Origin of the sequence: Actinoplanes sp. TBRC 11911 (genome assembly GCF_012933445.1) — a bacterium.
Lineage (GTDB): Bacteria > Actinomycetota > Actinomycetes > Mycobacteriales > Micromonosporaceae > Actinoplanes.
The window spans coordinates 49,930-74,818 of the sequence record NZ_JABBNC010000034.1 but is presented as its reverse complement, the minus strand read 5'-3'; the positions used below and the strand labels follow the sequence as shown (position 1 = coordinate 74,818).

Below are 24,889 nucleotides of genomic sequence, written 5' to 3'. Positions count from 1 at the left end.
GCACGGCCGGTTGATGGGCCGCGCACGGTTGGGCCTGGGGCATCGTGGCCACGGCGTCCTGGCCGTTCCCGAGCCGAGCCGCTCCGGAGCCAGGCCCCTCCCAAACCGGGCCACTCCCGAGCCAGGCCAGGGCCGCTCCCCAGCCGGGCCAAGGCCACTCCCCAGCCGGGCCAAGGCCACTCCCCAGCCGGGCCAAGGCCGCTCCCCAGCCGGGACAAGGCCACTTCCAAGCCAGGGCGCTCCCATGCCAGGCCACTCCCGACCTAGGCCGTTCCCAAGCCAGGCCCTCCCAAGCCGGGCCAAGGCCACTCCCGACCCAGGCCACTCCCGACCCAGGCCAATGCCGACCCAGGCCAATGCCGACCCAGCACTCCCCAGCCGGGCCGCGGGAGATCCCGATGCCGCCGCGCCGGGTCTCGGCAACCCGCAACCGACATCTGCCGCCGAGGCCGCCAAAAAGCACCCGAACAGGTCCCGCGGTGGCCGACCGCCCCGCCATCGATCCCACTACGTGGCGATCACGACCACATCGTGGACTTTCCGGCGACCTTGGAGACCTACGCCCATATGCGAGCCATAAATCTCCAAGGTCTACGAAACGCCGCGGAATACGCGGGAACAAAAGCCGCATGGGAGGAGGAATGGACCTCTACTGTGGACATAGATCCCACATCGCGGACACGCAGCCAGGATGTGGTCACCGGTCCCACACAACGGACGCCGGGTCTCACATTGTGAGCCAGCGTCCGCGCAGGCGAAGCACCCGCTCGACATCGTGCCGGCGAAGCCCGGGCGCCGTCCACGTCTCCGTGTACGCAGCCCGCTCTTTGACGCGGCGGTGACAGAAAGCGATCCGGCGCCCAGGTCGTTCCGCGGCCGGGCACCAAGATCGCGGCACGGCGGCGGGCCGATCCCGGCGCCTTCCGCCACGGCGGCCCGATCCCGGCGCCTTCCGCCACGGCGGGCCGATCCCGGTGCCTTCCGCGGCGGCCGTCCGAGGAGCCCCCGGGGCGGCCTCGCCAGGGCCACCGCCGCTCCCGTGCGACCCGCCTCACCAGGCTTCGGCGGGTGGCCAGCAGCACAGTGGCGGACCCGTTCGTGGGCGGTGACGGCCGTTTGCCGGGCGCCGCCGCCGGCCGTTTTGCCCAGCGCCGCAGCCCGCCGTTTTGCCCAGCGCCGCAGCCCGCCGTTTTGCCTGGCGTCCTGGGCGGCCGAGTGAATGTCCTGCGGCTGGTCGCCGCCGGACCCACCCACTCGTTACGCCGCGCGTTGTTCGGCGGTGACGACCCGCCGCGAACAGCCGTTTTGCCCGGCCCGCGGCCGGCCGTCCACTCCGGTAGCCTTCGAACGCGCGCACCGGGCGGAGCTGGAACGTCGCTACCTACTGCCGCTTGAACTCCTCGCAGCCGGCCGTCACGACCTCCTCGCCGGCCTCGAGGGTGACCTTCTTCTGCTCACCCTTGTCGGCGGTCTTCTGGAAGCCGCTGCCCTCCTTCGGGGTGACCTCGATCGTGCACTTGCTGTCGGTCGCGCCCTCGGTCACGTAGTCGCCCTCGCGGATGTCGGTGCCGACGACGAAGGTGCCGTTGTGAAAGGTTTCCGACTGTGCCGAGCCGCCGTTGCAGCCGGCGGCCAGGGCGAGTGCGGCGAGGGGGACGATGATGCTGGTGCGGCGCATGTGAACACTCCTCGAATCAGCGGCCTCACCCACAGTTCGGTCGATCGGCGGCCGGATTGAGCCGCCGGTAGAGTCCGCGTCATGGACGAGAGCCCGCTGCCCCGGCCGTGGCGGCTCGCCCTGGTGGTCGTGGCCGTCGCGACGGGTGCGCCGGCGTTGTGGCTGGGCTCGCCGCTTGCCGCGGCCGTTGCGCTGGTGGTCGCCCAGGCGGTCGCCGCTTGGTTCCTTCCGGTACGCCCGCGGGCCGCCACCCTGCTCGTCATGCTCACCAGCACCGCGCTGCAGTTCGTCGCGCCGGCGATCGGGCCGGGGATGCTGTTCGTGGTGCTGTGCAGTTACGCCTGGTTGCGGCCGGCCCGCGAGTCGCTGGCCGGGCTGGCGGCCGGGATCGTGCTGGCGTCCGGGCCGGCCGCGCTGCGGGAGCGGTGGGACCTGGCCGCCGTGTGGCTGGCCGCGTGCCTGCTCGCCTGGAGCTGGGGTGCGCTGGGCCGGGCGGCGGGGGCGCGCCGGGAGGCCGAGCGGCGCCGGGCGGTCCTGGAGGAACGCGCCCGCATAGCACGCGAGCTGCACGACGTCCTGTCGCACACGGTGTCGCTGATGGTGGTGCAGACGGCCGCGGCCGACGATGTCTTCGAGATCGACCCGGCGCGGGCCCGGCAGGCGGTGCGCGGGGCCGAGGAGGCGGGCCGGTCGGCGCTGGCGGAGCTGCGGCTGTTCCTGCGCAGCGTGAGCGACCCGGACGAGATCGAGCTGCAGCCGCAGCCGTCGCTCGCCGGCCTGGACGCGCTGGTGACCACGATGGCCGACGCCGGGCTGCCGGTGCGGCTGCGGCGCGAGGGCGTCGGCGAGGTGCCGGCGTCGGTGCAGCTCTCGGCGTACCGGATCGTGCAGGAGTCGCTGACCAACACGCTGCGCCACGCCGCGGCATCGGGCGCCGACGTGCTGGTGCGGGTGGCGCCGGGCGAGCTGCTCGTCGAGGTCCGCGACGACGGCACCGCCGGCAACGGCCGCTCCGGCCCCGGGGGCGGGCCGGATGCGGGCAGCGCCGCGCGGACAGATGCCGCGGGCGGGCAGAGCGCGGGCAGCACCGCAGGCGGATCGGGCGCGAGCAGCACCGCGGACGGATCGGGCGCGGGCAGCACCGCGGACGGATCGGGCGCGAGCAGCACCGCGGACGGATCGGGCGCGAGCAGCACCCCACGGACCGGCACCGCAGGCGGACCGAATGCCGCCAGCACCCCACAGACCAACCCCGCAGGCGGACCGAACGCCACCACCACCCCACAGACCAACCCCGCAGGCGGACCGAACGCCACCACCACCCCACAGACCAACCCCGCAGGCGGAACGGGCGCGGGCAGCGCCGGGCGGGTCGGCGCCGGAGCTGGCGGGCGCGGACGAGGGGGCGCCGGGAACGGCGCGGGCGAGGGGCGGGGCATTGCCGGGATGCGGGAGCGGGCCAAGCTGCTCGGCGGAACGCTGACGGCGAGGCCGGCGGTGGGCGGCGGGTTCGTGGTCTCGGCGCGGCTGCCCTGGAAGGAGATCTGATGATCAAGGTGCTGATCGCCGATGACCAGGCCCTGGTGCGGGCCGGCTTCCGCATGATCATCGAGGCGCGTGCGGACATGGCCGTGGTGGGTGAGGCGTCGGACGGTGAGCATGCGCTCCGGCTGGCCGCGCAGACCCGGCCCGACGTGGTGCTGATGGATGTCCGCATGCCCGGCACCGACGGGCTGGCCGCCACCGCGCGGCTGACCGCCGAGCCGGGCGCGCCCAAGGTGATTGTGCTGACCACGTACGACCTGGATGAGCCCTTGTACGCGGCGTTGCGGGCGGGCGCCAGCGGCTTCCTGCTCAAGGACGTGCGCCCGGCCGACCTGGTCCAGGCCGTCCGCGTCGTGGCGCGCGGCGACGCCCTGCTCGCGCCGTCGGTGACGAGGCGGCTGCTGGACCGCTTCGTCACCACCGACCTGACGCCGCCGGCGGCCGCCGGGATGCTCTCGTCGCTGACGGACCGTGAGCGCGAGGTGCTGACCCTGATGGCCCGCGGCGCCTCGAACGCGGAGATAGCCGCCCAGCTCGTGGTGGGCGAGACGACGATCAAGACGCACGTCTCGGCGGTTCTGCGCAAGCTGGGCGTCCGCGATCGTGTCCAGGCGGTCGTCCTCGCCTACGACCTCGGCCTGGTCCGGCCCCGCGCCTCCTGACGGCCGCTCTCCTCCTCAAGGAGGAGGGGGCGGACCGTTCCGCGGCCGGAGGTGCCGGCGCCCCCGCGTTTCTAGCGTCAAAGGCATGACTGAAACGGCGAGGCGGCCCGCTCTGCGGCTCGTGGTGATGCTGCTGTTCGTGTCCGTCGGGATGAGCTTGCTCGTCGCGGCGCTCACCCTGGTCTTCCGGCACGACATCCTCTCCTACCAGCTCGCCCACCGGCCCGGCGCCGACCCGGGCGCGCTGGAGCGGACACTGTGGACGCGGCCCATCCCCACGTTCGTGGTCGCGATCCTCTACATCGGAGTCGCCCGGCGGCTCCGGGAGGGCGGCCGCCGCGCCTGCCGCCGGGTCCGCATCGTCTCCGTGGTCGGGCTGCTCGCGGTCGGCTGGCTGCTGGTCAGCGGCGAGTACCCGGGCTGGCTGCGCATCGTGCAAGGGGTTCAGATGGTGGCCCTCGCCACGCTCGCGATCGCGGTCAACCGGCGGTCCGTGCGCGGCGAGCTGGCCGCGAGCGTGCCGGACGCCCGGCCCCGCAACCGGCGCGCGGCCTGGACGCTGGTCGTGCTCAGCCCGGTCATCGCCGAGGTCAGCCTCGGGAACGTGCCGCTGCGGCAGGCCTGGATCGTGGTGTTCTTCGTGCCGATCTACGGGGCGGGGACCCTGCTCATCCGGGAGGTCGTGCGGCGGACCGGCGGCAGCGTGGTCAACCTGCTGGTGCTCGGGGTGGCGTACGGGCTGGTGGAGGAAGGTCTTGCCCTGCAAAGCCTGACAAGCCCGCGTCTGTACGGGGCGGCGGACTGGGCACCGCGGTTGTTCGGCCTGAACACGGCGTACACGGAAGTGAATCTGGTCTATCACGCGGTGTTCAGCGTCGCGGTGCCGGTGCTGCTCGTCGAGCTGATGTTCGCGGGGCACGGGGAACGGGCGTACGTGCGAAGGGGTGGGCTGGTCACGACGGGGATCGTCGCCTTGCTCGGGGCGGGGCTGCTGCGGGTGCTGGTGCCGCCGAGTGAGGATCCCGGCTATCAGATGCCGGTGGCCGCGATCGTGGTGATCGGGCTGGTGACGCTGGTCGTCGCGGTGGTCGGGATCCGGCTGCGGGTGCCAGCGCCGACCCGCCAGAACGGCCGTCCGCCGGCCGCGATCGGGCTGATCACCGGGCTCGCCACCCTCCTGTTCCTGGGGCTGATCTGGCCGTTCGGCGGGGCCACGCAGCCGTCCTTCACGCACGGGGCGTGGGCGCTGCTGCCGATGGCGGTGGCCGCCGCGGTCGTCGTGACGACCGCGATGACGCTGCGGCGGTGGAGCTGGACGCCGTCGCATCTGCTGGGCGCCTGCCTGGGTGCGGTGGCGGGGCACACGGTGTTCGGGCTGGTCGTCAACGCGGAGACTGTCGAGGACCGGATCTTTCTGGGGGTGCTCGCCGCGGTCACGGTGGCGATCGCGTGGCGGGCCAGGCCGTCCGGCGCCGTGGGGTGGCGCCGGACGGCGGGCGGCCCACCGGTCAAGCCAGAACCGGCTGCCGCAGGGGGGCAAGAGCGTTGCTCCAGGTCACCGTCTGTTCCAGGACGGTCGTAAGGTCGCGCTCGTGCCGGGGCGTGGGCTGGAAGACGCTGAAGTTCTCGAAGTCTTTATCCAGGTACAGCGTGAGCTGCGCCTTCACGTCGGCCAGCTGCAGCTGGCCGACCAGCGAGCGCAGGTGGCCGACCGCGTTGGAGCCGCCCCAGACGCCGTAGCTGACGAAGCCGACCGCCTTGTTGTTCCACTCCTTGTTGAGGTAGTCGAGCGCGTCGGTCAGACCGCCGGGCGGCATGTGGTTGTACTCGGGGGTGACGATGATGAAACCGTCGAAGGGGGCGATCTTCTCGGCCCACGCCAGGGTGTGCGGCTGGCTGTACTGGTCCATGGCCGGCGGGATCGGTTCGTCCATGTGCGGCAGGTCGTGGTCGAGCAGGTCGATCAGCTCGAACTCGGCGTCGGCGCGGCGCGAGGCGATCTCGTGGACCCACGCGCCGACCTGGACGCCGACGCGGCCCGGGCGGGTGCTGCCCAGGATGATTCCGATGGTGGTCATCGGGGCTCCGTTCTTGGCGATTTGCTTCGTCAAGAACGGACGCTAGGAGACGCCGGCCGCGGCGCCAATGTCACAACGGCGTGGTCGTCAATTAGCTGACAAGAAAGGCTCCGGCGGGGACTCGGTCCCCGCCGGAGCTCTCGCGTTACTGCTCGCTGTCCTGCTGCGCCTGCTTGTCGGCGGCGACGCGGACGAGCTCGACGAGCCCGCTCGCGTACTCCTGGGACTCGGAGTGCGCCTCGTCGTACGGCGGCTGGAACCCGACGCCCTCCCACTCTCCGGTGGCGTCGTTGTAGATGTCGTTGCCGACCTCGAAGTCCCACGCGTCGATGCCCAGCTCGTAGTACAGCTGGTCGGCCGAGTTACCGGCGGCCGAGTACAGCACGTCGGCGACCGGTCCGGTGTAGGCCGGCCAGGTCACCGTGCCCCGCTCGGACGCGATGGCACCGACGATGCGGCGGGCGCTATCCAGGTAGAACTTCGACTCGTCGATGTCCGGGCGCGGCAGCGTGATGCGGCCGTCCGCCTTGTACGAGCCGGGCGGCCACATGAAGTAGCCGCCGTAGGAGTGCACGTTCATCGCGAACTCGATGTTCGAGTGGGCCTTCGCGAGCGCGATGACGTTGCTGCTCTCCGCCTCGGACAGCTCCGAGGTGCCGGAGTACGTGCCGGACAGGCAGTTCGCGCTGCCGCCCACGTACCCGTCGAAGAACGAGCCGACCGTGTAGTTGCGGTTCACGTCGACACCCCACGAGTCCTTGTTACGGGGGTCGCGGCTGGTGCCGACGCAGTGGTTGACCATGTTCTTGCGCTGGAAGTTGAAGTCGTTGAACGAGTAGTTCGCGCCGTCCGGGTTGACCACCGGGATCACGAAGATGTCGGTGTTGTCGACCATCTGCTTGGTGGCCGGGTCGGTGGCGTAGTTGGCCAGCATCCGCTCCGCGAACTCCAGGGTGACCAGCGGGGTCGCCCACTCACGCGCGTGCTCCTGGGAGTACGCGAGCACGCCGATCTTCGAGCCGTCGCGGACCTTGCCGATGCGCAGCGCCTGCACGGTCCACGGCTTCTGCGACACCTCGGTGCCCTTGAGCCCGTCGTCGAGGCGTACCGGAGCGACGACCGGCATCTTCAGGCCGGCCGAGCCGGACTCGACGAACGCGTCGAACGTCTGCGGGAACTTCGCCGAGACGAAGGCGGCGACGTCGTCGGTGGTGCTGAGGATCGCGCCGGTGGCGTCGGTGGCCAGGGAGATCGACAGGACGCGGTCCTTGTACGTCGCCGACAGCGTCTTGTTCTTCTTGCCCGGGTCGACGGTCGTGACCTGCACACCGTTCATGTTCTGGTCGCCGAACTTCACCGACTCGACCACCACGGCGGCCACCGCCGGATCACCCACGTACGCCACGGCGTTGCGCCGGTAGCCCTGGGTCTTGTTCGGCAGGTCGATGACGTCGACCAGGCTCGGGTACTGCTTCTTGAGCCGCTTGATCCGGGCCTGGATGTCGGTCGGCGTCATGTACGCCGAGATGAAGTCCTTCTGGTAGCCGGCCGGGTTGGCCGGCGGGGTGGCACCGGGCCACGCGGACGGGGTCTTCGGCCGGGACACGCCGCCCAGGCTGGAGGTCGCGGTCACCGACACCGGCTTGGCGGGCAGCGCCTGCGGCAGCGCCCAGTGGTACTGGTACTCGCCGGAGTCCTCGAACCGCATCAGCTGGTACGAGCCGGTGGTGCCGTCGGCCAGCTTCCAGGTGACGGTGATCTCGACGTCCGGGTCGTCGGTCGCCGTGGTGGTGACCTGCGTCTGCAGGAAGGTCTTGCCCTTGCTGGTCCACCAGTACGCCTGCAGGAAGTTCAGCGTGTCGGTGTTGACGGCGAGGGCCTTGGCGCTCAGCGCGTTCGCGCTCTTCTTGGCCGACGCCGGGACGCGGGCCGCGGCCTGCGACTGGCGCTCGATGAGCTGCACCGGCACCGCGCCGGACTGCTTCATCTGGGCGAACTGGACGTCGTCGACGACCAGGTCGGCGAGCACGGTGCTGCCGTCGAGGCGGGGGCGGGCGGCCAGGTCGGCGCCGTCGGCCACCAGCTTCTGCAGGGTGGCCTCGTTCGGCATCCGGAAACGGATCAGGGCGTATTCGCCGGAGCCCAGCGTGATGTCGACGGCCTTCGCGGTGGCCTGCTTGGCCTGCTTCGCGGGGGTCGCGTTCGCCGCGGGTGGGACGAACGCGACCGCCAGGGTGAGAGCGGCGGCGGTGGCCGCCCATCGGATTCGGGGTGACATTCAACCTCCTGGAGGCGGAAAGGGTCGTTGATCACCCCATCGCTCCGATCGACACATGTCAACCAGTCGATCGGTTTACAGTGGATCAGTCCGTGGCGTCGTCCGACATTTGCAGGTCAAGGCCGGTCTGCGGGGTCGACGGACGTAGGAAGACGGCGGCACCCGGTCCAGACCCGCGTTGCCGAGCGCGACGGCGGCCAATGGTCGTCCTCGGCGGGACGAAGCCCAGTACGCCCCGGCTACCTCTTCATCGCGGCTTGGCGAACAGCGGCCGCGGAGTGGGTCGGGTCACTCGTCGGAACGTGACGTGCCGACTACCCTCGATAATCGTGCCAAGTGGCCTTCTCTCCGACGGTGAGCTCGACCAGCTCTCCCGTGACTGCTTCATCCCCGTCATCCCGTTTGTCGGGGAGGGCAGCACCGTCCAGATGACCGAGCAAGACCTCAGCGACTCGGTCGGGCTCATGCGGCTGTCGACCACGGGTTCGTTCCGCTCGGTACGCACGGCGCGTCTCGCCGCCCAATCCACCGGAAGCGAGATGATGCTCCTCTCGGTGGGTCTGAATGGCGATTTCCGCGTTCGCCAGAATGGAAAGGCCGCGTGGCTGACCGTCGGGGACGCGGTTCTTTACCAGGCACGTGACGAGTGGGAACTCGAGACTCGGGGAAACAGCCGAAGTCAGCTCATCAAGTTTTCGCGCGACTTGCTGCCGCCGCGGACACGGGACATCCGTGAGACCGGCCCCGGACTCGACTCGGGCGCACCGGCGATGACGCTGTTCGCGCGCTACCTCGATCAGCTCGACAGCTGCGCGGCCGGCCTCACCCCACTGCAGCGCGCCGACGCCGGGCATGCCGCGATCGCCCTGCTCAACATGGCGCTCCGCGGCACCGAGCCCGCCGGCCCGGACGGTTCGGATCCGGTTCTTCTGGAGATGCTGCAGGCGTACGTGCGGGATCATTTAGCCGGGCCGCTCACCGTGGAGGACCTCGCGCGGGCGCACCACATCTCGGTGCGTCAGGTCTATCACCTGTTCGAACTCGCCGACATGACACCGGGCGTCTACATCCGTACGCGGCGACTCCGAGCAGCGCGAGACCTTCTCGCCGACCCCACGTCCCTCCGCCTTTCCATCAGGCGAGTCGCCGCGATGACCGGCTTCCCCAACGTGCGCACGTTCCACCGCGCGTTCCAGCAGGAATTCGGGACGACACCCGACAGCTGGCGGCACCACGGCAAGGCTCCGGAACCACCACGGCGCCAGCCTGGCGTGGTCGGATAGCCCGACCGCCGGGTTGGCGCCGCGAGACCGCCGAAATCACGCAAGAACTGCCACCCGCCGTGCAGGAAATGTCTTCGCACAGCCCGCTTGATGGTGCTTCTCTTCAAGGGAACACGCGCTAGAGCAGGGAGCGAAGATGCCGACAGTCACCAGCCAGGACGGAACCGAGATCTTCTACAAGGACTGGGGAACGGGGCAGCCGGTCGTGTTCAGCCACGGATGGCCTCTCTCATCCGACGACTGGGACAACCAAATGTTGTTCTTCCGCGAGCAGGGTTACCGTGTCATCGCTCACGACCGCCGCGGCCATGGCCGCTCGGAGCAGGTCGCCGACGGGCACGACATGGACCACTACGCCGACGACCTGGCCGCGGTGACCGAGCACCTCGACCTTCGCGACGCCATCCACGTCGGACACTCCACCGGCGGCGGCGAGGTCGTGCGCTACCTCGGCCGTCATGGCGAGTCCCGCGTCGCCAAGGCCGCGATCATGTCGGCGATCCCGCCGCTGATGGTGCGCACCGAGGCCAACCCGGGCGGCCAGCCGAAGAGCGTCTTCGACGACTTTCAGACCCAGCTCGCGAACAACCGCAGCCAGTTCTACCTCGACATCGCCTCCGGCCCCTTCTACGGCTTCAACCGGCCGGGCGCCGAGCCCTCCGATGCGCTGATCCGCAACTGGTGGCGTCAGGGCATGATGGGCGGCGCGAACGCCGGCCACCTGGGGATCGTCGCCTTCTCCCAGACCGACTTCACCGAGGACCTCCGGAAGATCACCGTGCCGGTGCTGGTCATGCACGGCGACGACGACCAGATCGTCCCGTACGCCGACTCGGCGCCCCTGACCGCCAAACTTCTGCAGAACGGGACGCTGAAGACCTACCCGGGCTTCCCGCACGGCATGCCGACCACCCAGCACGCCACCATCAACGCCGACCTCCTGGCGTTCTTCCGGTCCTGACCCCTCCAGCACTGTTCCTCCCCAACGCGCCGGTCCGTCACCATCGACGGGCCGGTGCGTATTTTGGTTCGGCCGAGGTGCCGCCGTCCGGCCGCGGATCGACAGGGGTCGACCACCATGGATCAAAGCGAGTCTGACGGGCGTTCGGAAGCCATGCCCGCCTCCGGGACCGACGAGAGTGCTCGCCGCCACGACCCACCTCAGGACGAGGGAATGGATTCCGGCGAGGGGGCACGCTGCGGCCGGCGGAGGTGCGACCCACCGGGCTTCTCGAGCACGTGGTGACGGGCCGCCGCGGCCGCGCCAGGTGCGCGGCTCGCCATCCACCTCACGGTGATCATCGTCATCCGTCTGAAGGATCGGGGCTCTCCCTGCGTCGCTCCGGCTACGCGGACGGTTTGGCCCCGGCCGGCCCGCGACCGCTGAACTGTCGTCCGCGAAAGACGACGCCAGGATGAGAATGGGCGACCGACGCGAGGCTGGCGAAAGCGTCGGTGAGCAGTTCGAGGCCCCGATGGATCTCATGCGAGGCGCGCGGCAGCGTGCGGAAGTCCCGGCCGTTCCAGATCGTCTCCTCATAGTCGTCGTGGTCGGGCGTTATGGAGGCAACCGCAAGAAGTGGATATTCGGCCGACGACATGGTCTGCGCGTCGGCGATGAAAACCACCGCGAGGACGGCGTGCGGGGCGGACGCCTCGAGCACCTCGTCGACGGTCGCGCCGTCCCATTCCGGTCCCTCTATCACAAACGTGGGGCCCGTATTGTCGAGCGCAGCCCGGACGCGCCGCCAGGCGACATTGTCCGAGTAATCGGTCCGAACCACGACGGTGACCAATTGGCCGCGGTCCTCGAAGTCTTCGGGAAAGGTCCTCATACTGCTAGGAACGCCGCACCAGCGCCCGCGTTCACCGGAGTGTCGGATCCCGCGTCAGCTGATGTACTTCCGGCAACGGCGGCTCAGGTCAGGTTGATCAAGGAGCGCACCAGTCCGTCCAGGGCGCACGGATCCCAGCAGGGATACGGACGTTTCACCGTGCCTTCCGCCGGGAGTTCGGGTTATCGCCGGACGAGTGGCGGCACAAGGACTCGGGCCCGGTGAGCGACACCGTTCACACGCGGGCCAGGATGTCCGGATCGCCGAACCGCGACGGCGGATCGATGAGCTGTGCAACCCGCAGGAAGGCGAGCGCCAGCTCCCGGTCCCGGCTCACCCCGGCCCGAAGAGGTGCCATCGGGTCCGCGGCCGGGTCGTAGCCTGGCTCGAACCTGCGGTCGTTGCCGGTGGCCAGCTGCCACGGCACGTCGATGATCGGGGCCGACTCGGCCAGGAACCGTTGCGGCAGATCGTCGCCGGCTCCCGCGAGCAGGTCCCGCAACAATCGCGCTTCCATCGCCGCCACCGTCATGCCCTGCCCGTACGACGGGTTGAACGAGCAGATCGCGTCTCCGATCGGGAGGAAACCGGCGGGCAGCCGGCTGGTGCGGTCGAAGCGGTAGCGACGTTCGGCAGGAAACCGCATCAGAGCGGCGGGGCCAAGTGGTGTGCCGCCGCGAAGGAGACGCGACAGGACGTCGGTGGGCAGTTGGTTCGCAACCTCCAGCAGCCCGGCGTCATCGGTGGCCAGCGGGGCTCCGGAGTAGCCGGCCATCATCAGGATGCAGCGGTCGCCCTCCTCAGCGAACACGAACCCGCTGTAGGGATGGCCCGGGTACGCCCAGGAGGCGGTGCCGAGGTGGCCGCCGAGGTCCTGGCCATGCCGGCGATACGGCCGGGAGGCGTACGCGAGACGGATTTGTTGTGATTCGACCGGGATCGAGCACCCGATCTCCTCGAGCCATCGCGGCGATAAGGTGGCCCGTCCGGTGGCGTCGACGACCAGGTCGGCACCGGTCCACTCGCGGACCTTTCCGGCGACATTTGCCCGTACGCCCACGACCCGTCGCCGGTGCGGCGTGGTGATCAAGCCGTCGACGACACAGCCGGGCACGAAAACGATTCCTGGCCGCTCGGTGATCCGGCGGCGCACCACCCACTCGAGCAGTGGCCGGCTGGCCGACAGCCCGGTGATCCCGGCGGGGCGGCGGCTGACCGGCCTGCCCTCGACGAACCACTGCACATCTTCCATCAGGTCGCCGGTGGCCGCGCCGGCACGCACCATCTCCGCGAGGAAGCCGGGGAGAAGCTCCTCCAGTGTGGTCAGTCCACGACTCAGCAGGGCGTGCAGATGCCGGCTCTGCGGGACGCCGCGGCGAGCCCGGGCACCGTCGGGAACCCGGTCGCGTTCCAGGACCACCACGCGGTCGAATCGCTCGGACAGCACCACGGCCGTGAGTAGCCCGGCGAGGGAACCGCCGAGTACGTACGCGGTTCCTGACCCCGCCATGCTTCACTCCGTTCGCCACGGCATCGACGGCGCCCGTCACCGTCGTTCGCCCTCGACAAACGGATCACGAGCGAAGATCTTCATCCGCGGCACGATCAATCTTTCGGTGCGTGCCGAGGTCGGTGACCACGGCCTCGCCCCACGCGCCAGACGCTGCGTCGGGACGGGATGGTCAGGCGCCGGCCAGGCCGGGGAACGTGCCGTACGGGCCCAGCTCGCCGAACGCCAGCGTGGCGTCGAACTCGCCGCGGGGGATGTCGGGCCACGCAGGCAGCGCCGGGGACTCGGCCAAGCCCAACGTCACGTGGGGACGGAAGTCGTCGCCCACCTGGCCGAGCGGGGTCGCGCCGGCGTCCCGGATCCAGCCGAGGACCTCACGGTGCAGGGCGTCCAGCGACGGGCGGCGCACCACCTCCAGCCCGAAATAGACGCCACCGGCCGGGAAGTAATAGTCGCCCGGCGGGGTGATGGCGTACAGGAGACCGATGATTTTGACCGGGAGTGTACGGGCCGACACGCGTGCGGAAAGGGACGCGGCCTGTGCGGGCGAGCCGTCGAAGTGGGCCACCGAGACGTGCGCCGGAGCGCGCGAGCCCAGGACGTGCGCCGGGGACGGGCCGGCGACCGCCGCGGCGAAGGCGGCGAAGCGGGCGCGGGTCTGGCGGGACGGCAACAGGACCACTCCGTACGGCACGTACATGATCCTCTCACCTCGCGGTGGCAAGGTATCGGCCATGCGCGTTTCGATCTGGCCCGGACTCGGGCAGCCCTATGCTTCCATCCTCGAGGCCGCCCGGCACGCGGCGGACACCGGCTGGGACGGTCTCTACATCGCCGATCACTTCATGCCGAACGCGGCCGACGACACCCGGCCGACGCTGGAATGCGGGGCGCTGCTCGCCGGGCTCAGCGCGGTGGTGCCGCGAGTGCGCATCGGGTCGCTGGTGTACGGCAACACGTATCGGCATCCGGCCGTGCTGGCGAACATGGCGGCGACCACCGACCACATCTCGGGCGGCCGGTTCACGCTGGGTGTCGGGGCCGGGTGGCAGGTCAACGAACATCAGCAATACGGCCTGGAGCTGCCCTCGGTCAAGCGGAGGCTGGACCGTTTCGTCGAGGCGTTACGCATCTTACGCGGATTGTTGCGTGCTCCGCGAACTACTGTGGACGGCGAGTATTACCAGGTTGCGGACGCGGTGTGCGAGCCCAAGCCGGTGCAGGATCGGATGCCGCTGCTGATCGGCGGCAGCGGCGAGAAGCGGATGCTGGGCATCGTCGCCGAGTACGCGGACGCCTGGAACGCCTGGGGCCACCCGGAGCTGATCGCGCACAAGTCGGGCGTGCTGGACGATTTCTGCGCGCGCGTCGGACGCGACCCGAAGACGATCGCCCGGACCGCGCAGGCGATGGTCGTGGTGGACGGCCCGCTCCCGGACGCCGGCACGCGGCCGGTGATCGGCGGGTCGCCGGAGAAGCTGGCCGCCACGATCGCCGCGTACCGGGCCATCGGCCTGGACGAGCTGATCGTGCCGGACGGCTTCCTCGGCACCGGGGCGGAGCGGCTCAAGGCGATGGACGTGATCCTGGGTCTCGTCCGGGCCTGAGCGCCAGGTCGCGGTGCTGATTTGCCGGAAGTTTCGGCGTCCTTGGAACCCGCGGCCGGGGACATGCCTTTACGCATCTCGATGTAGCCGAAACGGGGCCTGGAGCGACGATGTCCCCGGTCGGGAGCATGGACGCATGACCGTCAGACCACCGTTCGACGCGGAACTCCGCGATGTCCTCGAGTCCCTTCCGATGGCGCCGCCGCCGGTGGTGACCCGCGACATGATCCCGATGCTGCGCCAGGCTCCCCCGCTCGGCGGCACCATCGCCGGAATTATCGGCCACCGTCCGGTGACGCACCGGACGGTGACGATCCCCGGGTACCGCGGTGACGAGATCGAGGTGTCGGTGATCCAGCGCACCGACCACGCCGGGCGCGGACCCGGCATCTACTTCCTGCACGCCGGGGGCCTGATGTTCGGCGACCGGTTCCTCGGGCTCGGCCAGGTCATCGACTGGATCGAGGGCTTCGACGCGGTGTGCGTGACGGTGGAATACCGCCTCGCCCCCGAGTATCCGGACCCGTACCCGGTCGAGGACAGCTATGCCGGCCTGGTCTGGACTTCCGCGAACGCCGCCGATCTCGGCATCGACCCGGATCGGCTGGTGGTGCTGGGTTCGAGCGCCGGTGGCGGGGTCGCGGCGGGGACGGTGCTGCTGGCTCGCGACCGCCAAGGGCCGGCGGTGAAGGGGCAGATGCTGCTTTATCCGATGCTCGACGATCGTGACCAGGGCGTCTCGGTTGAGCAGTTCGACGGTGTGGGGGTGTGGACGCGCGGCAGCAACGCGACCTCGTGGACGGCGCTGCTGGGTGAGCGGCGCGGGACCTCGGACGTGTCGATCTACGCGGCGCCGGGGCGGGCGACGGATCTGTCGGGGCTACCGCCTACGTTTGTGGCCTGCGGGTCCGCGGATCTTTTCCGGGACGAGGACATCGCGTACGCCTCCGGGCTGTGGGCGGCCGGCGGGGATGCGGAGCTGCACGTGTGGGCCGGGGGGTATCACACGTGGGACACGATCGCGCCGCAGGCGGAGTTGACGGCGCGGTTGAATGAGGCGCGGACGCATTGGTTCGTGCGGGTGCTGCAGCGCTGAGTCCGGCGCGCGGTGCGGGTGGGTCAGCGCTGCGGTTGGCGGTCTGCCAGGGCGTACGAGACGCCTGCGGTCAGGGCGGAGACGGCCAGGACCGAGGGCCAGCCGCCGATCCGCTTGGCGAGCGGGTGGGACAGAGGCGCCCAGGTACGTCGCGACGAGCGCGAACCTACACCCGCAACCTCGCGGCAACCGTTTTACTCAGGTTCGGCTACGCCGCGCCGATCATCTCCGCGTCCACGAGAGCGGAGGAGAACACGTGCGCACCAAGAACGACGACGGTTTCACCCTGATCGAGCTGCTGGTGGTCGTGGTGATCATCGGGGTGCTGGTGGCGATCGCCGTCCCGGTGTATCTCAACTACCGCAAGGGTGCGGCGGACAAATCGGCCCAGTCAGACGTGCGCGCGGGGGTGAGCGCGGTGGAGCAGTTCTACGGCTCGAACGGCAACACCCTGCCGGACACGAACAAGAGCACGACCGGCAGCCCGATCACGCTGACGGCGGCGTCGCTGACCGGGCCGACCACGCAGACGATCACGCTCTCGGACAAGACCCAGCTCGGCTACGTGAAGAACGGCCAGGGCTACCTGCTCTGCGCGAGCAACAGCGGCGGCAGCGGAAACTGGTATCTGTACGACAGCACCGGCGGCGGGTCGGTGAAGGCCGCGGCCGGGACGCTGTCGCTGGACACCTGCGCCTAGGGGGTCCACGCGCGGAGCTTGTCCGGGTTGCGGACCGTCCAGATGCGGTTGATCCGGTCGCCGGCCACGTCGAAGGCGATCACCGTCACCACCACGCCGTCCTGTTCCATCACCAGGCCGGGCTGGCCACTGACCGTACGCTCCTGCAACGTCGGCATCACGCCGGTCCCGGCCAGCTCCACCAGCAGCCGGGCCACCGCGTCGCGGCCCTCGACCAGGGGCACGGCGCTGGCCAGCCCACCGCCGTCGGCCACCGCCTTCACCTGTGGGTCGAGCACGCCGATGAGGGCGCCGATGTCGCGTGCTTCCCAGGCCCGCTTGAACGCCCGCACGATCTCGGCCCGATCCCGCCCCGGCGTCTCGGGTGCGCGCGCTTCCTGCACCCGCCGCCGGCCGGAGGACGCCAACTGCCGGCAAGCTCCCGCCGTACGCCCAACGATCTCCCCCACCTCGGCGAACGAGTACCGGAACACGTCGTGCAGGATGAACGCGACCCGCTCGGCGGAGGTCATCTCGTCCAGCACCACGAGAAACGCCATGCTGACCGACTCGTCGAGCGTCACCCGGTCGGCCGGGTCGTCCGACGGCGCGTCCTCCGGCACCGGCTCGGGAAGCCACGAGCCGACGTAGCGCTCCCGCCGCACCCGCGCCGACCGCAGCAGGTCCAGGCAGATCCGGCTGGCCACGGTCGTCGCCCAGGCGGCCGGCGACTCGATGGCGTCGCGCTGGTCCGGGGTCATCGCGTACCAGCGGGCGTACGTCTCCTGCACGACGTCCTCGGCGTCCGCGACGGACCCGAGGAGCCGGTACGCGAGGTTGATCAGCCGTTGCCGTTCGCTCATCGGTATCACCCCCCTACGACGAGACAGCGTCACGGGATGTCAGGCCCATCTCGTCGGTGAAAGATCTCCGGCTCCTCCCGGGCCGCGAAGTGTCCGCCCCGCCGCCCGCGGTGTTCACTCACCAAGCTCCCAGAGGACGGCCGATCACGTCGACCCCGCGACGCCGTCAGTGCGCCGGGGCTCCACAACGCGGCACTAAGTCGCCGCACTGTCACGGCGGCCGCGTGACTGACTGCGGCGGCCGTCGCCGCCCGTTTCGCTGACCGAAGCGGACAACGGTGACTGGTTTGTCCGCATAAGGCGGACTTGGACAGCCCTGGCGCGGAGCCAGCGGGCACGTGCTGGCGGCACCGGGCAGCGGCCGTCCCACTATCCGGACGCGGAGGTCGCATCGTGGAACTGTTCAGCTGGTTCTCGCCGCTCACCCTGCGATGCGTTGGCCTTGCGTGGCGGACCTGAGGGCCGTGGCTGTGGGGAGCTGGGACGTTCCGGCCGTGACGGGTGCCCACACCCGCTGTGGGTTCGCCACGGTGTGGGGAACCACGGCCTCCCAGCCGTCGCGACTCCCCACACGTGGGTGAGGGTGGCCGCGGTGTGGGGAACCACGGCCTCCCAGCCACCGCGACTCCCCACACGTGGGTGCGGGTGGCCGCGGTGTGGGGAGCCACAGCCCCCCAGGCGTCGCTACTGCCCACACTCGAGTGGGGCGGCCACTGTGGGGAGCTGGGACCTGCCCGGCCCGGCGGCGCCGCCTCGCACGGGGACTCCCCGCGTAGGCGAACGTGTGATAGGGGCCCCGGCCCGACCGGCGCGGAGCCCTGGGCTGTCGGCGTCTGCGGGTGGGAGCGGGTGCTGGCCGGTGGAGGCGTACGGCGGGGGCTGGTCTTACAGGGGTGGCCTTGGCTCGAACGTTGTGGCGCTGTCGTCGTCGAGGCGGATCTCGCCGTGGCGTACCGAGAGTGCCCTGTCCGGATAGTTCACCGAGCGCAGCAGGACGCCGGGGCCGTCGCGGCTGGGCTGGGGGCAGAAGGTGGCGTCCTGGTTGAACAGCGTCGAGCCGTCACGCTCGTCCAGCCGCAGCTCGAAGTCGCGGTGCCGCAGGAAGTGGCCGGGGGCGTCGAGCGCCTCGAACGACAGGCAGGACGGCGAAGCCAGGCCCTTGCGTACGACGAAGCTGGCGGCCGCCTTCTCGTCGGGGTCGGCGTCCGCGTCGATGCGGTCCACGTCGACGTCGGGGCCGTCGTGCTCGACCCGGTAGCCGCCGTAGCCGGCGATCTCGAGGCCGATCGTCGAGCCGGCGACCAGGACCCCGGGCGGCGGTGCGGTTTTTCTGGGAGGTGCGGTCGTTTTCGGCTTCGTCTTCGACGGTGTCGGTTTCGAGGTCGGCTTGCGGGAGGGCGACGGGCTCGGCTTCGGCAGGATCGACACGGCGGCCGACGGGACCGCGATCGGCGCCGGCGGCGGGGGTTGCTCCAGGCTGCCGGGGGTCTGCGGTGGCGGCGCCTGCCGGATGCCGGCCAGCGCGAACCCGACGATCACCGCGACCACGACACCGGCCGCGGCGGCGAGCACGAGCCGGCTGCGCCGCGTCGGATCCATCCCGGACTCGTCGAAAGGCGGCAACCCCGGTGCGTCGGCCAGGGCGGGCTGGCGGCGGCGCATGAAGGCCGGCATCCGGCGGGGCCGGCCGCGGCGCGCCTCCGGCTCGATCGGATGAGGGGCGGCGTCGCGATAGGGGGGAACCCAGCCGCCGATGCGCAGACCATCGCGGTTCTCATCTTCGGGCATCAGAGGTTTCGCTCCCGCGAGGCGACTGTGGTGTTGTCGATCCGGACCCGCATCCTTCCGGCGTTCCCGCGCATTCGCAAGCCCGGCTGGCCAGTCCCACATTCGCCGACTCGGCCGCCCCGCGAAGCGGCGAACACCGGGCGCCTCACACGCCGGAGCAATCCCCGGTCATCCGCCGCGAAGGCGCAAACACCCGGGAGCCCCGCGGCCCCGCGCTAGATCATCGGTACGTCCACAACTGTCCAAGGCAGACACGATATGGGTGGAATCTCCGTCGCGGGCGGTGATCACCGGTGGGAGAAATCGCTGCTACGCTCGTGCGCGCCGGTGGGGCTGAAGGGAAACGCGAGAACCATGACTGACGATGCAGGGACGGCCAGGGCCGGGGTCAACAGTGTCGAGCGCGAGGTCGTCGAGAAGATCTCGGCGTCCGCGGCGCGCGAGGTCCCCGGGGTCGTGGACCTCGGCGGCGACGTGGCCCGGTTCTTCAACAAGGTGCTCGACGCCGTCGGTCTCGACGAGGTCGGCGACGCCACCCGCGGCGTGCAGGCGCACGTGAAGGGCGCCAGCGTCGAGATCGATGTGGTGGTGGTCATGGCGACCGGCAGCATCGTGGCCGACGTCGCGCGCGCGGTGCAGGCCAAGGTGACCGAGGCCGTCACGGCGTACGGGCTGACCGTGACCGGGGTCAACGTCAAGGTCGACGACATCGAGATGCCGCAGGAAGCCACGCCCTCGCTGTGACCTTCTGGGACGACCGTCTCGACGACGCCGCCCGCCAAGCACTGCAGCCCGGACAGCCGGACGACCTGAACCGGTCGCCGGACGTCCTCGTCGTGGGCGGCGGCGCCGTCGGGCTCGCCGTCGCGGCCGCGTGCCGCCGGGCCGGGCTCGGACAGGTCGTCACGATCGAGGGGGCCGCGCGCCTGGCGAGCGGGGCGTCCGGATCGAACGGTGGCGCCATCGCCCCGGACATGCACCTGCTCACCGACCCGCCGGAGATGGTGGCGTTCGGGCGGCGCAGTCGTGCGCTGTACCGAGAGTGGGACGCCGAATGGGGCGGTGCGATCGGCACGTGGCCGACGCGCTGGCTCAACATCTTTCCCGCCGGCGAGGGGCCGCTGGTCTCCCGGCAGGCGCCCGGCGACATCGAGGCACGCCCACTGCCCGAGGAGTTCCAGCCGATCGGCGAGGGCGAACTGGGCGAGCTCGAGCCGGACGTGCGCCTGCCCGAGGGCGGCACCGCCGTCCTCGTGGACGGTCAGCTCGGCGTCAACCCGCAACGCCTCGTCGCGGCCCTGGCGGCCAGAGCGGGAACGGTCGTCACCGGCGTACGGATGCTGGGGGTGGAACGCACCGGCGATCGCATCATCACCGTGCGCACCACCGCCGGGGATTTCACGCCGGGCGCGGTGGTGATGGCCACCGGGTTGCTGCCGGAGCCGTGGCGGACGCGGCAACGCTGGGTCAAGGGGCACATGGTGGCGGTCGCGCCCGGCCCGTGGCGGCTCGGCAGCGTCCTCGCCGGACCGCTCGGCGGCGGCACCCCGCTCGGCGACGGGACGATCTTCTGCGGCGGGAGCTTCGACGAGGGCGACAACACTCCCGACGTACGGCCGGAGGTGTCCGACCCGATGGCCGAAGCGCTCGCCACGCTGGTGCCGAAGGCCGCGGGCGCGCGCATCTCGCATCGATGGTGCTGCTTCCGCCCGTACGTGGAAGGTCGTCAGCCGGTCGTGGACCGCCTGCCGGAGGTGAGCAACGGCTGGTTCGCGGGCGGGCACTTCACCACCGGGATCATGATGGCCGCCGCGACCGGCGAGGCCGTCGCCGGCTGGATCAGCGAAGGGCGCACGCCGGAGCTCGTCCGGACGTTCAGCCTCGCCCGGTGAGAACATTCCCGGCCGTACGCGGGAGCGTGATCGCCTCCACCGCCGGAACGACCAGCAGCACCGCGAGGGCCACGAACGCCACCCGGTAGCCGCCGTCGCCGCCGGTCAGCGACTCGCCGAAGCGCACCAGCAGCGCGCCCACCGCGACGCCCAGGCCGCTGCCCACCTCCTGGACCGTCGACATGAGGGTGTTCGCGCTGGTCATCCGGTCGGACGGGACGTCCGCGAAGGCGATCGTGTTGTACGTGGTGAAGCCGGTCGACCGGACGATCCCGCTGCACGCGAGCAATGCCAGCAGCACCGGCAGCGGCGTCGTGGCCTGCAGGAACGCCATCGCCAGCAGGCACGCCGCGGAGGCGGTCACCGAGCCGAGCATGACCGTGCGGATGCCGAAGCGGCGCATCAGCGGCGTGGTGGCCGGTTTGATCCCGACGTTGCCGGCGAACAGGGCGATCACCACGAGGCCGGCCTGGGCGGCGGTCCAGCCGAAGCCGAGCTGGAAGAACAGCGGCAGCAGGAACGGGATCGCGGTGATGACGGCCCGGAAGACCGAGCCGCCGAGCGCGGTGACCCGGTACGTGCGGACCCGGACGATGCGCAGGTCGAGCAGCGGGCGGCGGCGGGTGCGCAGCAGATAGAGGATCGCTGCGGTGATCGCGGCCGCGGCCGGCACCAGCACGAGCCCGGCCACCTCGAGGCCGATGACGAGGGCGGCCATCCCGGCGGCGGTGAGCAGGAAGCCGCGCCAGTCGAGCTTGGCCGGCTCGTCGGCGCGCACCGGCGGGACCAGGCGACGGGCGATCGGCAGCGCGGCGAGGCCGAGCGGGATGTTGAGCACGAAAATCCAGCGCCAGGAGGCGTACGTGCTCAGGAAACCACCCAGCGCGGGAGCGACGAGCGGCGCGACCAGCGCCGGCCAGGTCAGATAGGCGATCGCCCGGACCAGCTCGGTCTTGGCGGTGGTGCGGATCACGACCAGGCGGCCGACCGGGACCATCATCGCGCCGCCGACACCCTGCAGGACCCGGGTGCCGACCAGCGCGGGCAGGCTGGTGGCGAGCGCGCAGCCCGCCGACGCGACGGTGAACACGACAAGCGCGGTCATGAAGATGCGGCGGGCGCCGAACCGGTCGGTGAGCCACCCGCTGATCGGGATGAGGACGGCGAGGGTCAGGACGTACGCGGTGATGGCGACGTTGACGGCCACCGCGGGAACGCCGAAGTCGGCGGCGATGTGCGGGGCGGCGGGCGCGATGACCGTGGCGTCCAGGATCTCCATGAAGAAGGCGCCCGCGACGAGAAGCGCGAGTCCCCGTGAAGGTCCGGTCATCCTCAGATCATCGGCCACGCCCGCTGTCTATTGCTTGCCGGTGTCCTTCTCGGCGTCGTCGTCGCCGTCGAACACCCGGCGCAGGCGGTCCCAGGCGTCGCCGGCGTCGTTGATCAGGCGGTCGCCGCCGATCGCGAACTCGGCCAGCAGCGAGGCCGCCCGGTCCATGGTGAAGCGCGCCTGCTCGAAGTCCTTCGGGTTGTCCTTCAGCTTCCACAGGTCGAGGCCCTGCTCCCAGGCGTGCGCCCGGGTCACCCGCACCAGGATCCGCTGGCTCCAGTCGTCCAGCCCGCCGACCATGTGGTCGAGGTCGAGCTGCCACTGGTCCGAGAAGCTCTGCCGCAGGATCGGGATCTCCTCGTAGAAGATGTCGTTGACCAGCAGATAGTCGGGGTGGATCGGGTCGTCCTCGCCGGGCACGCCGACCTTCTCCCAGGTGCTGATCAGCGCCAGCGAGAGGTCGTGGTTGATGTGCGCGTTGACCCCGAGCACGGCGGCCATGAGGCGGCTGAGCTCCATGTCGCCGGCTCGCTTGAACAGGACCTCCCACACGTCGGGGGTGTCCGGGTTGTCGTCGTTCCACAGGGTCAGCGCGGCGAAGTAGCGTTTCGCGAACTCGATGTCGAGCAGCTCCAGGAACCCCGGCGACGTTGCCGTGGCCAGCGCGCCGTCCACCCGGCGCGTGATCTTCAGGTACAGCTGGTTGAAGGCCGAGACACGGTTCTGCAACGGGCTCGGCGGCAACGCATCCATGATCGACTGAACCGACACCAGCCGGTCGATCACACCACCGATCCGCTCCGGCGTCCCGGTGAGGGTCTCGGCGACCTTCTGTTTCATGGGCGCCCAGCCGCGCCCCTCGGGGATCTCCAGGGTGGACAGCTCGAGCCGCTTGCTGCGTAGGTGCTCAGCGCTGTTACGCGACAGGCCACGATCGAACGAAGTCATGCGAGCAAGACTCGTGTCCGGGACCCATTTTGACTATGCGCTTGTCAAGAACCCGTCCGCGAATTAGCTCACACCCGGCTTGCCCTCTTTGGGTTTGTGTGAAGCGTCTCCCAGGAAAGTGAGCTGCTCGGCGCCGAGCTTCACGTCGACCGCGGACAGGGCCAGGTCGAACTGCTGCCTGGTACGGGGGCCGATCAGCGGGACGACGCGGGGCGCGCTCTGCTGCATCAGCCAGGCGAGGACCACCTGGCCCGGGGTGGCACCCGTCTCGGCGGCCACCCGCGCCACGGCGGCCAGGCGGGCGTCAGTGTCCGGGCCGGCGTACGTGTGCATGATGTGATGGTTTTTTGCCGGCGCGTCGTAGATTCCCTTGAGGATCGGTGAGTACGCGACCAGCGTCTGATCGCCGTTGGCCCGCAGGTAGTCGAGCATCTCGACCCCCGCCACCGCGACGTTGGTGTCGCCGGCGCGCGCCCGCAGGTACGAATGTTCCTGCTGCACGGCGACCGGCAGCGGCCAGCCGTGGCGCAGGCACAATTGCCGGATGCGTTCCAGGCGCCAGGTTCGCACGTTCGACCAGCCCAGGTAGCGGACCTTGCCGTCGCGCACGAAGCCGGCCAGTGTCTCGAGGGTCTCTTCCAGCGGCGTACGGGGGTCGTCGACGTGAATGTAGTAAAGGTCGACGTGGTCGGTGCCGAGCCGGCGCAGGCTGCCGGTCAGCGCGTCGGTGAGGGTTTTCGCCCCGGCCCCGGCGAAGGTGCGGCGGGCCAGGTCCCAATTCGCTGTTCCGTCGGCGGCCCATAAGTGCGGTGAATATTCCGGTAAGGCACTTCCCTTTGTCGCGAGAAAGACGCGGTCCCGGTTGCCCCGATTGCGCATCCATCGGCCGAGAAGTTCCTCGCTGTGGCCGCCGCGGCTGTCCCGTTGCGCCCACCATTCGTACGCGTCGGCCGTGTCGATGAAGGATCCACCCGCGTCCAGAAAGCGGTCCAGCATGTAGGTGGAATCGGCCTCGTCGGTGGCGTTTCCCATTTGCATCGCACCCAGCGCCATCTGGCTGATCCGCGTGCCGGTGCGTCCCAGTTCGATCATCTGCATGAATGCGACGTTATGACCTGGAGTGCGCTCCAGGTCAAGGGATGTCGCTACAGTGTCGGCCGTGATGAGTGTTCTGCTGGCGGGGTTGTGCGTGGCGGCGATCGTGCTGGCCGTGGTGGCGTTCGTGCGGGGGCCGCAGGCCCGGTTGTTCGGACGCCCGCTGCACCGGCCGCGCATGTGGGGGGTCGGTGTGGTGTGTCTGGGCTTGTCGGGGTTGGTGCGGCTGGCGGTGTCCGAGGAGCTGGTCCCGAAGGGGTGGGAGGGGGCGACCGGGGTGGTGTATGTCGGGTTGAGTGGGGCGTTCATGGTTGTTTTGGTGTCGCATTTGGTGTTGCAGATCCGTGCGCATGGGTGAGGAGGGGGTGGGGTTTTCGTGGCCGGGACCGCATGCGGGGTGGGGTGGCGCTGGTCGCCGCGTGGTGGCCTGGACCGCTTGCGGCGTCGGGTGGCGCTGAGCGCCACGTCGTGGTCGACACCGCTTGCGGCGTCACGTGGCACTGACCGCCACGTCGTGGCCCGCACCCCTTGCCGCGTCGAATGGCGCTGACCGCCGCGTGGTGGCCTGGACCGCTTGCGGCGTCGAATGGCGCTGACCGCCACGTCGTGGTCGACACCGCTTGCGGCGTCACGTGGCACTGACCGCCACGTCGTGGCCCGCACCCCTTGCCGCGTCGAATGGCGCTGACCGCCGCGACGTGGCGACACCCCTCGCGGCGTCG

The 24,889-nt window shown here is 70.5% G+C and carries 22 protein-coding genes; 11 read left to right on the top strand and 11 right to left on the bottom strand.

The window, feature by feature from the left end:
* Positions 1-1,381: 1,381 nt before the first annotated feature.
* On the bottom strand, positions 1,382-1,678 hold the full coding sequence (locus HH310_RS33825) for a hypothetical protein (protein WP_169179790.1): 297 nt from the start codon (positions 1,676-1,678) through the stop codon (positions 1,382-1,384).
* 81 nt (positions 1,679-1,759) lie between these two features.
* On the opposite strand from HH310_RS33825, the gene HH310_RS44385 reads away from it, so the two are divergent.
* The 3 genes from HH310_RS44385 (at position 1,760) to HH310_RS33805 (ending at position 5,467) form a co-directional block, all read left to right on the top strand.
* Positions 1,760-3,226, top strand: a complete 1,467-nt coding sequence (locus tag HH310_RS44385; protein WP_248294683.1) for a histidine kinase — start codon at positions 1,760-1,762, stop codon at positions 3,224-3,226.
* Positions 3,226-3,885: a response regulator transcription factor gene (locus tag HH310_RS33810; RefSeq protein ID WP_211192950.1), complete on the top strand. Its 660-nt coding sequence runs from the start codon at positions 3,226-3,228 to the stop codon at positions 3,883-3,885. The genes HH310_RS44385 and HH310_RS33810 overlap by 1 nt, the downstream gene beginning before the upstream one ends.
* Before the next feature lie 85 nt (positions 3,886-3,970).
* Positions 3,971-5,467, top strand: a complete 1,497-nt coding sequence (locus HH310_RS33805) for a hypothetical protein (protein WP_169179789.1) — start codon at positions 3,971-3,973, stop codon at positions 5,465-5,467.
* On the opposite strand, the gene HH310_RS33800 is transcribed toward HH310_RS33805, so the two are convergent.
* Together HH310_RS33800 and HH310_RS33795 are read right to left on the bottom strand one after the other, a co-directional pair.
* Positions 5,394-5,963 (bottom strand): NADPH-dependent FMN reductase, encoded by a 570-nt coding sequence (locus HH310_RS33800; protein ID WP_169179788.1) that lies wholly within the window; start codon positions 5,961-5,963, stop codon positions 5,394-5,396. The genes HH310_RS33805 and HH310_RS33800 overlap by 74 nt on opposite strands.
* A gap of 145 nt (positions 5,964-6,108) precedes the next feature.
* Entirely contained in the window at positions 6,109-8,241 is a 2,133-nt protein-coding gene (locus tag HH310_RS33795; protein ID WP_169179787.1) for a M14 family zinc carboxypeptidase, read from the bottom strand.
* A 329-nt stretch (positions 8,242-8,570) separates the two neighbouring features.
* Here HH310_RS33795 and HH310_RS33790 point away from each other — a divergent pair, with 329 nt between their 5' ends.
* Positions 8,571-9,524: an AraC family transcriptional regulator gene (locus tag HH310_RS33790; protein WP_169179786.1), complete on the top strand. Its 954-nt coding sequence runs from the start codon at positions 8,571-8,573 to the stop codon at positions 9,522-9,524.
* A gap of 136 nt (positions 9,525-9,660) precedes the next feature.
* Positions 9,661-10,485 (top strand): alpha/beta fold hydrolase, encoded by an 825-nt coding sequence (locus HH310_RS33785; RefSeq protein WP_169179785.1) that lies wholly within the window; start codon positions 9,661-9,663, stop codon positions 10,483-10,485.
* 385 nt (positions 10,486-10,870) lie between these two features.
* Here HH310_RS33785 and HH310_RS33780 read toward each other — a convergent pair whose 3' ends face one another.
* The 3 genes from HH310_RS33780 to HH310_RS33770 all read right to left on the bottom strand — a co-directional run bounded on the left by HH310_RS33780 (position 10,871) and on the right by HH310_RS33770 (position 13,569).
* Entirely contained in the window at positions 10,871-11,320 is a 450-nt protein-coding gene (locus tag HH310_RS33780; RefSeq protein WP_169179784.1) for a DUF6924 domain-containing protein, read from the bottom strand.
* Between the two features lie 274 nt (positions 11,321-11,594).
* Positions 11,595-12,869 carry an NAD(P)/FAD-dependent oxidoreductase gene (locus tag HH310_RS33775; protein WP_169179783.1) on the bottom strand — a complete coding sequence of 425 codons (1,275 nt, stop codon included), beginning with the start codon at positions 12,867-12,869 and terminating at the stop codon, positions 11,595-11,597.
* A 172-nt stretch (positions 12,870-13,041) separates the two neighbouring features.
* Positions 13,042-13,569: a hypothetical protein gene (locus tag HH310_RS33770; RefSeq protein ID WP_169179782.1), complete on the bottom strand. Its 528-nt coding sequence runs from the start codon at positions 13,567-13,569 to the stop codon at positions 13,042-13,044.
* Positions 13,570-13,603: 34 nt separating this feature from the next.
* On the opposite strand from HH310_RS33770, the gene HH310_RS33765 reads away from it, so the two are divergent.
* The 3 genes from HH310_RS33765 to HH310_RS33755 all read left to right on the top strand — a co-directional run bounded on the left by HH310_RS33765 (position 13,604) and on the right by HH310_RS33755 (position 16,272).
* A complete protein-coding gene (locus tag HH310_RS33765; RefSeq protein WP_169179781.1) occupies positions 13,604-14,476 on the top strand; it encodes a TIGR03560 family F420-dependent LLM class oxidoreductase in 873 nt (290 codons plus the stop codon).
* 136 nt (positions 14,477-14,612) lie between these two features.
* Positions 14,613-15,572, top strand: a complete 960-nt coding sequence (locus tag HH310_RS33760) for an alpha/beta hydrolase (protein WP_169179780.1) — start codon at positions 14,613-14,615, stop codon at positions 15,570-15,572.
* A 256-nt stretch (positions 15,573-15,828) separates the two neighbouring features.
* On the top strand, positions 15,829-16,272 hold the full coding sequence (locus HH310_RS33755) for a prepilin-type N-terminal cleavage/methylation domain-containing protein (RefSeq protein WP_169179779.1): 444 nt from the start codon (positions 15,829-15,831) through the stop codon (positions 16,270-16,272).
* On the opposite strand, the gene sigJ is transcribed toward HH310_RS33755, so the two are convergent.
* Positions 16,269-17,114: an RNA polymerase sigma factor SigJ gene (gene sigJ, locus HH310_RS33750; RefSeq protein WP_169179778.1), complete on the bottom strand. Its 846-nt coding sequence runs from the start codon at positions 17,112-17,114 to the stop codon at positions 16,269-16,271. The two genes, HH310_RS33755 and sigJ, sit on opposite strands and share 4 nt — an antisense overlap.
* A gap of 885 nt (positions 17,115-17,999) precedes the next feature.
* Positions 18,000-18,902 (bottom strand): AbfB domain-containing protein, encoded by a 903-nt coding sequence (locus tag HH310_RS33745; protein WP_169179777.1) that lies wholly within the window; start codon positions 18,900-18,902, stop codon positions 18,000-18,002.
* A 354-nt stretch (positions 18,903-19,256) separates the two neighbouring features.
* On the opposite strand from HH310_RS33745, the gene HH310_RS33740 reads away from it, so the two are divergent.
* Positions 19,257-19,646, top strand: coding sequence for an Asp23/Gls24 family envelope stress response protein (locus tag HH310_RS33740; RefSeq protein WP_169179776.1), 390 nt, complete (start codon positions 19,257-19,259; stop codon positions 19,644-19,646).
* Positions 19,643-20,794: an FAD-binding oxidoreductase gene (locus tag HH310_RS33735; protein WP_169179775.1), complete on the top strand. Its 1,152-nt coding sequence runs from the start codon at positions 19,643-19,645 to the stop codon at positions 20,792-20,794. The genes HH310_RS33740 and HH310_RS33735 overlap by 4 nt, the downstream gene beginning before the upstream one ends.
* Here the strand turns inward: HH310_RS33735 and HH310_RS33730 are convergent.
* The 3 genes from HH310_RS33730 to HH310_RS33720 form a co-directional block, all read right to left on the bottom strand.
* A complete protein-coding gene (locus tag HH310_RS33730) occupies positions 20,778-22,124 on the bottom strand; it encodes an MFS transporter (RefSeq protein WP_169179774.1) in 1,347 nt (448 codons plus the stop codon). The two genes, HH310_RS33735 and HH310_RS33730, sit on opposite strands and share 17 nt — an antisense overlap.
* Positions 22,125-22,151: 27 nt before the next feature.
* Positions 22,152-23,072 carry a DUF5995 family protein gene (locus HH310_RS33725; protein WP_169179773.1) on the bottom strand — a complete coding sequence of 307 codons (921 nt, stop codon included), beginning with the start codon at positions 23,070-23,072 and terminating at the stop codon, positions 22,152-22,154.
* Between the two features lie 63 nt (positions 23,073-23,135).
* Positions 23,136-24,170, bottom strand: coding sequence for an aldo/keto reductase (locus HH310_RS33720; RefSeq protein ID WP_169179772.1), 1,035 nt, complete (start codon positions 24,168-24,170; stop codon positions 23,136-23,138).
* Between the two features lie 61 nt (positions 24,171-24,231).
* On the opposite strand from HH310_RS33720, the gene HH310_RS33715 reads away from it, so the two are divergent.
* On the top strand, positions 24,232-24,525 hold the full coding sequence (locus HH310_RS33715; protein ID WP_169179771.1) for a hypothetical protein: 294 nt from the start codon (positions 24,232-24,234) through the stop codon (positions 24,523-24,525).
* Positions 24,526-24,889: the final 364 nt, after the last annotated feature.